The following is an 11,237-nucleotide window of genomic DNA, read 5'->3' as shown; positions in this document are numbered from 1 at the left end:
GATTCTGTAGGCTCCACTCCACCGCCTGGTCAAACACTTCCACTCCATGATCATAGATATGACTAACGTATGAGGCGCTTTGGCCTGTTTTTAGAACTGAATTTCCGGTAATGGCTATCGAATAGATATGCGTTCCCTTTTCGACGACTCTCATTTCAATCGTACTCAATATTGTAGGGTGATAAGTTAATTTTACGGTGATACTTGCTTGTCCCAAAGCAATGCCCATAACCTGACCGTGCTGATCTACACTAACCACACTTGGGTCACTTGAAATGAAAGTTATGACTGGATTCGCCATCTCATTTCCATTATCCATAGCGGTCACATTCAATGGTATTATTTCGTTGAGCCGTACATGGGCTATCGTTCCATGGTTGATATGTAAAGCATATGTATGAGCAATCTCATATTTCCATCGATCAGCAATGTTATGTTCTACATCGTCGTAAGCAGTTGAAATACTATCCAATGTGCAGCTTAACTGGATGATGCCATTCATCGTGCGGTCAATTCCAACTATTTTAAAAGGCTGATGGGTCATATAAAATCGTTGGCTTAATGTAATGCCCTTTGTATCTATATTGTCCTGTAGACTGACCAGAATGTTGCCCTCTGGCATGGAGATAACTTTACCTGTTTCCGTTGAAAACGTTCTGGCTTCCACCACAACATCAAACCATTTCACCTGTCCACTCCAGTTTAAAGCCAACCGTTGATTACACTTTTTCATTCTGCCTCGACACGACTTTTCATTTTGATCCACCTGACTAGTGATCAGATAACGTTCATAACGATAATCCACGATATCTCCTGTGTGTAGAGGTGTTGCTGCTCGAATGATTTTTTCATCGGTGTTTTGAATATTATTTGCCGCATCTCGAATCAGAGCAAGCTGTCTTACATCGTTGATATGTACAAGCTCACCTTTTTCTCGAAGAAAGAAATCCATCATCGGCTCTAGGCTCCTTGTCACTCCTCCACCTCCAAACCAAAATCCTGCTTGCAGCGATACAGATACAATTCCACATAATCGCTCCATTCCTTGATGTCCAAAATAATAAAGATACTCGTGTAGATTTGAACATAGCCGTTTAATTGCAATGAGGATTCCAATGGGCAGAAAGCTCGATGTGTCATCTCCAAGGTGTATCCATCTTCAAATGAAAAGCTTTTGCGATAAGGTTGTACATCTGCCATTACTGACAGAACAGAGTTGAAATGAGTAACATCTAAAATTTCCAGCTTCGTATCATAGAACATCAATCCGTCCCTACCTTGATTTTAGGCAGAGGAAGAGCCAGTCGAATATTTATCGGAATCCCTGTTTCATAGGTGGCTGAGCGTTCACCTTCTTGCTTATGTGTTAAGCCAACCGAATCTCGATTTTTATATAGATACACCGCATAATCGACCATGACATCATCATATTCCACAGGTAGCGTTGCCAGGTTACAATAGCCATAAATATTACTCCTTGCTTTATTCAAATAGTGGATCAGGATATCATCCTTGGATATGTCTGTTGGTTCCATGCCTAATAACCGTTTATGTAAAATCAATGAATCACTCATGTGCTGTCTCCTGTTCCTCCTTTACCTGTGCCTTCTCGGTACGTTTCATATTCTTGACAGTTTGAGCTTTCGTTTGGGTTGCTTCTTGCTTAGTCTCATCTGGTTGAGGTTCCTCCACTTGCTCATAATGCCTACTGGCCTGTAATCTCAACACTAACTCCTGATCTGTGACTTCCCATGTGCAGCCTGTTTCCTGATTCAAATACCACATCTTATCACCCTCCAAAAATAAAAATAGGGCATCCAAAACGGACACCCCGAACGTGTTTCTTCTATTATAATGTGTTCACTTTCAATTAAGACTTATTGGCTGTGAGTACAGCGAGAGCTTCAGGCTTGATACATTTGGCTCCAAACACCTGTAAACCTTTCACCGCATCTGAAAATTGTTTCTCTGGTCTGAACGCCTCCACTGAATCCACTTGCCCGGCAAACGAAATCGCACTCTTATGACCTGCGATGATTTTATACTTGGCTCCTGTGGTATTCGGCACATTGTTGGATTTATACACCGTCATCCCATCGATATCTCCTACATAGCCTGTGCGGATAATATTTGGGTCTTTGGTGAAACGAGCATCCTTCAGCAGCAAGCCATAGTACCATGCAGGAACTACCACAAAACGTTCCGTTTCAGGTACATTGTTCTCATCCATCATCACGCCAAGATCAATCAGTAAATCATAGGCTGTATCTTTGCTTGGAATTATTGGCGTTGCATCGTTACCCATCGTATTCTCAGCTTTGACCTCTGTGTAGAATCCAGCAAGATACTGATCCACCACATTAGCAAGCCCATACGAAGCTTCCACGATCCCACCATCCAATAAGTTTACATTCGCTTGAGCAGCATCTACATCATCCACTTGAAAATTGAAATACTTCGCCTGATCAATCACCAACGTTTTTTGCGTAGCATCCAGTTCCTGTGGATTCCCGATTCCTGCCACTTTATCATAGTTGCCAATCGTCACCGCTCCAATCGAATTGATTTTCACGGTAGAGCCTTGACCTTTAATCTCACCTTCATAATCAGTGTTAACCACATTACCGTACACCAAATTCTTCTTCAAACTTTCATTTAAACGTGCGCTCCAAATGGTAGGAATAAAATGTTGTACTGACATATTCTAATCACCCTGTCCTTTTCTATTGATTATTATTTGTTTTGTAATACTTGTTTGACTTGATCCCAATGCTGATTAATCTCGTTGGGGGACATTCCTTTGATCGAATCCAATGTAAATGTGCTACCTGTTGAACCAGCCGGAGGGGTATATCCATCCCCTTTAAGTCGTTGCTCGACTTGCTGTTGAATTGCCAGTTGTAACGATTGTTCCAACATACCTAAATTTGCTGTCGTCGCTTCTTCATCTGCACCAATAAAGAAATCCACTAACGGAAGTGGAAGTTTCTTTTCACTGGCAATTTTGATCGCTTGGCTGGTTAATCGTTCACGCTGCTTCTCTAGCTTCATATGCTCCACTTCGGCTCGTAGCTTCTCGACTTCGATTTCTTTCTCGTCCTTAGCCGGGAATCGCTTCTTGATTTCGGCATCCACTACACTTTCCAAATGATTGGTTTTCCATGTTTCCAGCGATTTAGCGGATCGTTTGTCCATTGTGCTATCGAACCAACTTTTTGCTTGCGAATTAGATTGAATGAATTTCTCTATCCCCTCTACGCTATACGGACTCAAACCCTGAAGATACGTTTGCCATTCCTCATTCGTTTGGTTTTCTTCAATCAACTGCTTCATTTGTTCTAAATTCATGTTCATTAATCTCCTTTATTGCCCATTCGACTCTGTAGAACCGAACACGCTTATGTATGTATTGAATTAAGCCGTTTAATGTCATGCTCAGGACAGTGTTGTTACGCTTTAGGAATCACAAAAACGAGGAAAAGGTACAAACATACCCACTCCCCACTTTTGCCTGTTTCTCATCCTTTGTTTATACGGTTTTTTAATAGCCTAAAGCGTAACACCGAGTCCGTTTAGGTTCGAGCTTTCGAACACGCATATGTATGTTGAATTCGTTTAACGTCATATCTGATACAATAATGTTACGCATTAGAAAACGTAAAAACGAGAAATAGATACAAACATACCAACTCCTCATTTTGGGTTGTTTTTCACCCTTAGTTTATTGGGCTTTTTAAACCTCTAAAGCGTAACATCAAGCCTATTTTTTCCTCATCTGACGCATCCGCAATTTCGTCTTTTCATTCGCATTCTTATCTCTGCATTTCTCACAATATCTCTGTCGATTCGAATTCGCTGAAAAAGTAGCCTTACATTTCTGACAGTTCACCCTCGGTTTCGCTGTATTAAACCCAACCTCTACATTACGTTCAGACTTATATTCTCGCTCCAGCTTCTCGTCTATTGGTAGCACTCCATTTTCAAAATATGTACAACGGGACAGACCATCATCTTGAGCGAAAAATACACATGGGCCATCTTGTAAGCAGCAATAATTGGAGATACCATGCTTCGCTCCAAGATAGCATGCACAATTATTCTTAACTAACCGCTTGAACCTATTTTTATTCTGCATTCGATTTCTCCTTATTCACATCTGCTAGTCGTTGCTGCTCCCCATGAAATTTATTGAATTCCAGCTTGGGATTCTCTACAAACGGTAACAGTGTCAGCAACGTTTCCTGAGATACCACTTCTTTCAGTTTCACAATTACATCAGCCATCCCGACCAAGTCTGTCGGCAAGTTACGAGTAAACTTCACGGCAATGTCACGGTAATCATATTGCACACCTTCTTTAATGTGCAGGAACGTGAAGAAATTCCGAATTCGCTGCTTGATCGCTTTTTCCATTAACGCTTCACGCATTGCCACTCGATTCTCCAAATTCAAAAGTTTATTTCGCAGAGCCAAGGAGGAGGTATTGCTGGCCCAATTCTCATTGAAGTTAACCTGATCCATCATGTCGAAGATTTTGCGCTCAATGTTATCCAACTCGTTTTTCACAAAGGAGTCATTAATCTCCTTCGTAAGCCAACTCACCTTTCCCCCAGTCGGAACCTGAATAATCCCCATCTTCTTCATATTCAATAAGTCTTCAGCCTCCAACTTGGCATTCTCAATCACGAGATAGGCATTGCGATGATCTGCAATTTCATTGACCAAATCTGAATTCAACGCATTATAGGCATCAAATAAAGAAATCACATCCTGGAAGCCACTTTTTCTCTCCGTATTGGCTGGACAAGAGATAAGCGGGACTCTTCCAAAGATGTGATTATGTTTGCCGATATATTTTAATTCAGGTGCTTGGTTTTGCTTACTCTGATTGTGTTTATCATTGTTGCCGATTGTATAGTGTAGAATTTCATGGTCGGAATACATGTCAAGGTACACTTGCTTATCGAATCGACGGGTAAATTTATGTAAGCCAAGTAATACATTTCGTTCTGCTGTTCCGTCTTCCAGCACATACGCATTCAAAGGAGATAATACGGTGGCTGAAAACTGTCCATCCGAATCAATATAGTTTAATTCAAAACTCTCACCAAAGATTTCAGACTGTTTTCGAAGCTGTAGATTATGCTCCTTGTCCCAATGACTCATATGTACGTCTATGTTATGTATAGCTGTATCCTGATCTGACTTGGACACATAGTTTACTGGCTTACCGAGCAGATAACCCACTTCATTATCTACGAACTTACGAGGGAAATTAAAAATAAGCTTTTGATTGCTTCGACTTTCTTGCATCGCATAGTTCTTGAGAATGGCATGCTGACCATTGTAGTAATCTGCATATTTCTGTTTGGCTATTGCAGCCGATTGGAGTTCATTTAGACATTCCAAAATGATAGACTCAGTTATTTGCAAATATATACTTCCTTTCAAAATGGGCTATGTAATTGTTGCTTAAATAAATAAAAGAACCACCTTTACTAAGGTAGTTCCTTGTTGAACTAACGTTCTTCGTTAACCTAACTTCTAGCTCTGCGCTTTTTAAGTGCGTTTATTTGTGTTGACTTACACATCAGCCCTTAATAACTTGAAATTTTTATCGAAGTAAGCATGTATCCTATGTCCACCAAATAAATCTCCATCATCATACTCACAGTATATTTCATTTGTATTAAGTTCGATATCATATAACGTTATTGATTCTTGAAATTTTTCGTTCGTTGTATTATATTCACCTGCATCCACAGCATCCCAATTTAAATTTTCGTCATTTTCATCATACTCGGGCCAAAAATCATTTTTGTATTCAATCAATTCTCCTGCTATGGCTTCTCTTGCTTTTCTATCAAAGTCTGCTAAACATAAGAAAAGTTCTTCTGCTCTTTTGATCATTTTGGCTACATCAACAGATCCATTTTTTATATCTAACCTCCAATGTATTTTTTCTTCGTTTGCCTCTAGCGCCGTACAGTCCTCATTATATGTAAACACTCCAATTAAGCTGCTGATTACTGATCTTTCCATTCTATAATTCCTTTCTATTAATATATATAATTACATCTAATTTAACCCTTAATTCATTATAGAAATTAGCTATTTCTTATTAAGTCTAATCTAACCTGCCCGTTAACTCAACGAGATTGGACAAAATAAAGAATGAGTATCTAGCAAAACCCTCAAAATAACAAACTGCGATCATAAAATTTCAGACTCTTGACCGACTGAATTAATTGAACAGCCCCATATAAACTATCTGGTGCATCATCATATGTACAATTTCGATTATAATCCTTCACTTGATGGTTGTATCTAAGGTCATCTGCATTGAACAGAATATGACCCTTCTTCACTTCCGGCTCCAAGCTAATAATACGTTCATGCTTCTGTCCCTTGGAATGAACACTTTCTACGGGTGTATGTATATTCGCCTTCCATAGCTCTTCTTCAAACTTTTGCTTCATATAGCTCTGTGCCTGATTCACTTCAAAACCAAGCTTATCTACAGGGTAAAGCTTCAACTTTTCAATCACTACTTGAAACAAACTATCCGGCAGCAGCTTATAAATATTACCATCAATCACGTACATCTGCTTCGTCTTCCGATGCTGCCCAATAATTGAAACCGCAGAATAGTCATTTTTCTTCCCGGCTTTAATCGCTGGATCAATGTACATGGCAAGTTCCATTTCCTCAAACTCTGGTAGCCTATCCCAATACATGAGATTCTGAAATATGTATTCGTCTGTTGAACGCGGATCATTCTGTAGCTCTTTATAGAAGCTTTTTTCTCCCATCGCTTGCTTCTTGCACATCAAATAATAATAGTCCAAATACTCGCTCCACAGGATTTTCGTATCCTCCAACATTTCCTCTTGGTGAGCCATAAAAAAAGAAAAAGCCGTATTGATCCTATCCTCGTCTTGGAGATTATTATATTGCCGCTCCCACTCTGACCATAGATCATCACGCTCTGAAAACTGAAGCACGGCTGCTTTACGAACACTTCGCACACCAGGGATTTTACCCTTGAGCAGATCAGCCATGATATCTTCTTCGTTCAAAATGGTTCCACAAATCAGAATATTAGTATCCCTTGTTCCAATAGGAAGAATAACATCCGTAAAGGTATTTTTAATCTGTTCTCGTTTGGCTTCGGATCGAGCCGTATCCTCCTTGAGCAAATCATCCATCAAAACCAAGGTAGGACGATGATGCTTATAGTGAATACCTCTCAAGCTACCATCTATGCCACGAATCATAATGCAGGAGTCCAGTCCACCTTTACTCTTGAGCCATATTTCGTTATTGTTCCAGCGGCTCCCTTTACGAATACCGAAATCCTCAATCAGCATCGTATTCGTTTCTAACTCATCTTTAATCATGTCTAAAAACGGCAAAGCAATCTGCTCTGTGGCTGATATAATCAATGTAAACTGAGATTTATCATATAAAGTTGCATACAGCGGAAATAAAAAAGAACTGATCGTTGACTTTCCATGCTCCCTTGGGAGTCCGAAAGCCGTAATCAGTCCTGTCTTTGCAAGCATATATTTTAATTCCGCGAATAGCTCCTGATGAAACTGTCCAAATGCTCGATCAAAATATTTAGGGAAATAGGCTAAAGCGAAAAACTCAATGTCCATCTCACCAATAAGCTTACGTAGTTCAGAAAAAGAGAACGTTTCGATCAGTTGTTTCATTTTGGGCGGCTTGAAATGCTTCTCCATATATTGCTTAAGCAGTTCAGCTTGTCGCTGTTCTTCTTGCTTTATTGTGTCAATTGTTCTGGCTCCTTTCTCAAATTCACTATAAAATCATCACAAAAATTTCTGCTCCCTTTGCTGGCGGCTACGTTTATCTACATAGAAGAACCCCTCCATTCACAACAAAAAGAGTGGCTTCTCACCACTCGATATTTGCCAAAGCTTCAGCCACATCCTGCTGTGTTGTTAGGGTATAAATATTGGTCGTTGCTACATGATCATGTCCAAGGATTTGCTGAATGGTCGTCAATGGAGTCGTTTTAACCAACTTATAGCCAAGCGTATGTCTGAGCATATGTGGTGTCACCTTTACATTGACTCGATCCCCGTATTTGCTCAAAATCAGATTAATCGCATTTCGCTCCAAAGGCCCTCGCTGCCCCATACATAGATATTCTGATTCAACTTGTGGTCTGGCTTCAAGATATCGGGTAATGGCTTTTCGCACATCCTTATTCAATGGTATGGTTCGGAAGGAGTTTCCTTTACCAAGTATCCTCAATAAACCTTTGCGTTCACTTGTCTCAATATCCTTCAGCTTGATGCCAACCAATTCGCTTACCCGTATCCCTGTTCCAAGCAACAATTCAATCATACAGATATGTAGCCGATTACCCATACGATGAATTTCATTTCTCAGCTTCCACAAATCCTTTTCCTCAAGACCCTTATACTGCCGAACAACCTTGTTCCTGACCGCTTCGATATGTATTTCTTCCTTAATATACCCTTGTTGATGCATCCATTGTGCAAATACGTTGATACTGGCAATCTTACGGTTAATGGTGAGTATCGTTTGGTTAGTACTTTGCAGATATTTCTTGTACTCCACTCCATCCAGTTCAATCCACTTGTCCAGTCCATATTCCGTTTTCCTTTGATACCACGCTATGAACTGTAACACGTCCCGAATATAGCAGGAAACCGTATTTTCACTCCGATCCTTACTCCGTAAATATGCTTCAAACCCTTGAATATACTCCATATTCGCCCCACCTTTCGCTTATGTGTCACATCATACCGTTGATGTGGGGCAAAGTCCACTCCATACATAACCTATCTTATGCACTGATTCTGGCTACTTTTGGGGCTAATTCAGGGCTGAAACTGGCGTTTATCTATACAAATACTGACGGCATAACGTTATAGCTGCGAATTATCCGGCTCCACATATCCTTCCTCAATCTCGACCGATTCCTCAATGGCTTCATAATCGGCATCCACTACATCGGCTTCAATCATATCCAGAAATAGCTGCTTCCGTTCCTGTTCCAGTGCCTTCGTATTGACTACCAGCTCACGTCGATCATTCCACTCGTTGGGTGCGCGGTTCTTTAAGTAGAAGATCATCGCTGTCGGATTGGGAGGCTGATATCGTTTTACTTTTTCGATGCGTGTCTTCTTTTTTCCATTTTTGTCCTCTTCAATAATCGTTTTAATTTCTTCATATTCATACCCTGTTGCAGCTTTCAAAAGTGAATTTTCCACGTGGGATATAGGGACAGATCTGCTCCATTTGACTAGTTCAGCCAGCATCGGATGTTTATCTATATACTCGTACCAAGTCGTTTTACCTATATCGAGTTTCCTGATAATGTCCTCTGCGTTCATGCCTTCTTCGAACCATTGCTGAATCTCCGCTAGTCTAGGATATACATGTGTCTCCCACTTGGTTGGACGCTCCAATGCTTCCGCAAATTTGGGATGTTTCCTTCTATAGTCACCTAATGTCCAAATATGAATATTTAGCCGTTTAGCAATTTCCTCATCTGTTGCTCCTTCACGTACCCAAACGGGAATATCCCTAAGTCTTGGCACAACAAATTGATCATACTTGGTCAGTATCTTTGGTTTATTCCTTTTTGGATTGTTATTGTTTTTGCTCATTCTGTTCACCTCCAGCACGAAAAAAAGGGGACAGACCATAATAGCCCATTCCCCATATGTATTCTAGCTTATCCTTCTAACTCAGCCTCGTAAAACAACTCGATATCCTCAATCACCTTCTGAATCAACTCATTATCCTCCTGAGCTTCCTCAGCCCCTAGCACATTTACCTTTTCGGCTTGCATGCCCTTTAGGAATCGAATCACCATATTCACTTTTGCCTTACCCAACTCAATCACCCTTTCGGTTTAGTCAGCACATGATACCTCTGACCTTGCCGACTCAGCAACAACTTCATGATAGTCATACTGTTTACCATCTCGAATCAGATAAACGCCGCTATTATCTCCAACATGGGCAATATATCGCTTCATAATCACATCTACATACTTAGGATCAAGCTCACTTGTATAGCAAATTCGATCCGTCTCCTCACAAGCAATCAATGTTGAACCTGAACCACCAAATGGATCAAATACGATATCGCCAAGCTTGCTCGAATTTTTAATCGGGTAACTAATCAAGGGAATCGGCTTCATCGTGGGATGATACTCATTACGGAAGGGGCGATCAAATTGCCATAAGGTTGTCTGCTTACGATCACTATTCCAGTAGTGTCCACCTGTCGGCTTCCAACCATATAATACGGGTTCGTGCATCCAGTGATAATCACTTCTGCCCATTACCATTGCTTGCTTTGCCCATATACAACATTGAGACAGTTTGAATCCAGCTTCGATAAATGACTTCCTAAAGTTCAAACCTTCACTATCGGCGTGGAACACATAAATACTTGCTCCATCATCAGCTACTTCAAACATTCGAGTATAAGCAGCCAATAGGAAATTATAAAATTGGTCGTTATCCATCTTATCGTTCTCAATTTTCAATGCATCCTTCGTTTTACCTGTGTAGTCCACATTGTAGGGCGGATCAGTTACAATGATCTGAGCCTTCTTACCATCCATCAATGTTGCGATATCCTGCCGATTAGTTGAGTCTCCGCATATGAGCCTATGCTTACCAAGTAGCCAGATGTCCCCTTTACGAGTTATCGGATGTTCAGGTAATGCTTCTTCTACATTAAAATCATCCTCATCGGCTGTATCTTCATGTAATGTATCCAGCAACTTCTCCGCTTCAGACCAATCAAAGCCAGTTAGCTCAATATTATATTCCGCTTCTTTCAACTCATCTAATAATGCAGCCAATGCTTCAAAGTCCCATTCCCCTGTAATTTTGTTGAGCGCTATGTTCAGGGCTTTCTCTTTCGATTTATTCACATCGACTATGACGCAATCAACTTCATTGTAACCGAGTGCCTTCAAAACTTTAGCACGTTGGTGGCCTCCCACGATGGTATAATCGCTATTACAAATAATCGGTTCACAATAACCGAATTCCATGACACTATTCCTGATCTTTTCAAACTCTGGATCACCCGCTTTTAAATCCTTCCTTGGATTATATTCCGCATGTACCAGTTGATCGATCTTCAATTTCATCCATTTCATTTATATCACTTGCTCCTTTATGTCTACAGCTTTCCCATTATTTCTGGCGTTTTTTA

Annotated in this window: 13 protein-coding genes; all 13 read right to left on the bottom strand. The window is 40.4% G+C overall.

Features of this window, described 5'->3' with window-relative positions; genetic code table 11:
* On the bottom strand, positions 1-976 hold a 976-nt coding region (locus ACIFO6_RS22725), incomplete at its 3' end, for an Ig-like domain-containing protein (RefSeq protein WP_430044160.1).
* Positions 973-1,263: a hypothetical protein gene (locus tag ACIFO6_RS22720; RefSeq protein ID WP_430044158.1), complete on the bottom strand. Its 291-nt coding sequence runs from the start codon at positions 1,261-1,263 to the stop codon at positions 973-975. The genes ACIFO6_RS22725 and ACIFO6_RS22720, both read right to left, overlap by 4 nt.
* The gene (locus ACIFO6_RS22715; protein WP_430044156.1) at positions 1,263-1,574 is read right to left on the bottom strand and encodes a phage head-tail connector protein; all 312 of its coding nucleotides are present in this window, start codon (positions 1,572-1,574) and stop codon (positions 1,263-1,265) included. Before ACIFO6_RS22715 ends, ACIFO6_RS22720 begins: the two co-directional genes overlap by 1 nt.
* Positions 1,567-1,785 carry a hypothetical protein gene (locus tag ACIFO6_RS22710; protein WP_430044154.1) on the bottom strand — a complete coding sequence of 73 codons (219 nt, stop codon included), beginning with the start codon at positions 1,783-1,785 and terminating at the stop codon, positions 1,567-1,569. The genes ACIFO6_RS22715 and ACIFO6_RS22710 overlap by 8 nt, the downstream gene beginning before the upstream one ends.
* Positions 1,786-1,870: 85 nt before the next feature.
* Entirely contained in the window at positions 1,871-2,701 is an 831-nt protein-coding gene (locus tag ACIFO6_RS22705) for a P22 coat protein - protein 5 domain protein (RefSeq protein WP_430044151.1), read from the bottom strand.
* A gap of 32 nt (positions 2,702-2,733) precedes the next feature.
* Entirely contained in the window at positions 2,734-3,348 is a 615-nt protein-coding gene (locus ACIFO6_RS22700) for a DUF4355 domain-containing protein (RefSeq protein WP_430044149.1), read from the bottom strand.
* Positions 3,349-4,124: 776 nt separating this feature from the next.
* Positions 4,125-5,432, bottom strand: a complete 1,308-nt coding sequence (locus tag ACIFO6_RS22695; RefSeq protein ID WP_430044147.1) for a phage portal protein — start codon at positions 5,430-5,432, stop codon at positions 4,125-4,127.
* Between the two features lie 150 nt (positions 5,433-5,582).
* Entirely contained in the window at positions 5,583-6,041 is a 459-nt protein-coding gene (locus ACIFO6_RS22690) for a DUF2262 domain-containing protein (RefSeq protein ID WP_430044145.1), read from the bottom strand.
* Between the two features lie 152 nt (positions 6,042-6,193).
* Positions 6,194-7,717: a phage terminase large subunit gene (terL, locus tag ACIFO6_RS22685; RefSeq protein ID WP_430044143.1), complete on the bottom strand. Its 1,524-nt coding sequence runs from the start codon at positions 7,715-7,717 to the stop codon at positions 6,194-6,196.
* Positions 7,718-7,919: 202 nt separating this feature from the next.
* Positions 7,920-8,765, bottom strand: coding sequence for a tyrosine-type recombinase/integrase (locus ACIFO6_RS22680; RefSeq protein ID WP_430044141.1), 846 nt, complete (start codon positions 8,763-8,765; stop codon positions 7,920-7,922).
* Positions 8,766-8,923: 158 nt separating this feature from the next.
* Entirely contained in the window at positions 8,924-9,667 is a 744-nt protein-coding gene (locus ACIFO6_RS22675) for a transposase (protein WP_430044139.1), read from the bottom strand.
* Between the two features lie 68 nt (positions 9,668-9,735).
* The gene (locus tag ACIFO6_RS22670) at positions 9,736-9,897 is read right to left on the bottom strand and encodes a hypothetical protein (RefSeq protein ID WP_167438494.1); all 162 of its coding nucleotides are present in this window, start codon (positions 9,895-9,897) and stop codon (positions 9,736-9,738) included.
* 18 nt (positions 9,898-9,915) lie between these two features.
* Positions 9,916-11,181 carry a site-specific DNA-methyltransferase gene (locus ACIFO6_RS22665; RefSeq protein ID WP_430044137.1) on the bottom strand — a complete coding sequence of 422 codons (1,266 nt, stop codon included), beginning with the start codon at positions 11,179-11,181 and terminating at the stop codon, positions 9,916-9,918.
* Positions 11,182-11,237 lie beyond the last annotated feature (56 nt).

The organism is Paenibacillus sp. NRS-1781 (assembly GCF_050467745.1).
Classification (GTDB): domain Bacteria; phylum Bacillota; class Bacilli; order Paenibacillales; family Paenibacillaceae; genus Paenibacillus; species Paenibacillus terrae_A.
Note: the sequence above shows the minus strand (reverse complement) of the source record. Positions and strands in the feature narration are given on the sequence as shown.

Excerpts from the sequence above, each read along its gene's own strand:
- ACIFO6_RS22720 (WP_430044158.1), bottom strand. The coding sequence starts at position 1,263 with ATGTTCTATGATACGAAGCTGGAAATTTTAGATGTTACTCATTTCAAC.
- ACIFO6_RS22715 (WP_430044156.1), bottom strand. The coding sequence starts at position 1,574 with ATGAGTGATTCATTGATTTTACATAAACGGTTATTAGGCATGGAACCA.
- ACIFO6_RS22710 (WP_430044154.1), bottom strand. The coding sequence starts at position 1,785 with ATGTGGTATTTGAATCAGGAAACAGGCTGCACATGGGAAGTCACAGAT.
- ACIFO6_RS22705 (WP_430044151.1), bottom strand. The coding sequence starts at position 2,701 with ATGTCAGTACAACATTTTATTCCTACCATTTGGAGCGCACGTTTAAAT.
- ACIFO6_RS22700 (WP_430044149.1), bottom strand. The coding sequence starts at position 3,348 with ATGAATTTAGAACAAATGAAGCAGTTGATTGAAGAAAACCAAACGAAT.
- ACIFO6_RS22690 (WP_430044145.1), bottom strand. The coding sequence starts at position 6,041 with ATGGAAAGATCAGTAATCAGCAGCTTAATTGGAGTGTTTACATATAAT.
- terL (WP_430044143.1), bottom strand. The coding sequence starts at position 7,717 with ATGAAACAACTGATCGAAACGTTCTCTTTTTCTGAACTACGTAAGCTT.
- ACIFO6_RS22680 (WP_430044141.1), bottom strand. The coding sequence starts at position 8,765 with ATGGAGTATATTCAAGGGTTTGAAGCATATTTACGGAGTAAGGATCGG.
- ACIFO6_RS22675 (WP_430044139.1), bottom strand. The coding sequence starts at position 9,667 with ATGAGCAAAAACAATAACAATCCAAAAAGGAATAAACCAAAGATACTG.
- ACIFO6_RS22665 (WP_430044137.1), bottom strand. The coding sequence starts at position 11,181 with ATGAAATGGATGAAATTGAAGATCGATCAACTGGTACATGCGGAATAT.